The sequence below is a fragment of the Lysobacter sp. TAB13 genome, assembly GCF_052113885.1.
GTDB classification, from domain to species: Bacteria; Pseudomonadota; Gammaproteobacteria; order Xanthomonadales; family Xanthomonadaceae; genus Lysobacter; species Lysobacter gummosus.
On record NZ_JBFRDR010000253.1, the window covers coordinates 1 to 418 of the forward strand.

The 418-nt window shown below is 68.9% G+C and carries 1 pseudogene; it reads right to left on the reverse strand.

The window, feature by feature from the left end:
- A pseudogene (locus AB4Y92_RS26050) lies at window positions 1–326 on the reverse strand (hypothetical protein); the annotation flags it as partial.
- Between the last annotated feature and the right edge of the window lie 92 nt (window positions 327–418).

Genomic DNA, 418 nt, shown 5'->3' on the forward strand with positions numbered 1-418 from the left:
ACGCGGAACATGGCCGGCTGCGATCCCGCCGTGCGGATGGTCGTGCCGAGGCAGGAGATCGCGACGTCGATGCCTTCGGGCGCGAAAGGCCTCAGGACGGTCTCGGGCGCTTCGCAAAGCTGTTCGAAATCGACCTCGTGCCCGGGCGCAGACGCGCCCCGCCGCACGAGGCTGACGAGATCGATGTCGGGGCGTGCCGCGAGCCGGGCGCGGACGAGGCTGCCGACCAGCCCGGTACTGCCGGCGAGGAGGACGCGCTGGGTCATAGCGGGGAAGGCTTGGTCACGGAAGGCTTGGTCACGGGAAGACATGGGCAGGAAAGACATGGGCAGGGGGCTCCTGGCTCAAGGCGACCATGGCCATTATTCCGAGCGTCGGTCAAAGAGGGTGGTGGCGGGCGGGGCTTCGAGCTTGGGGG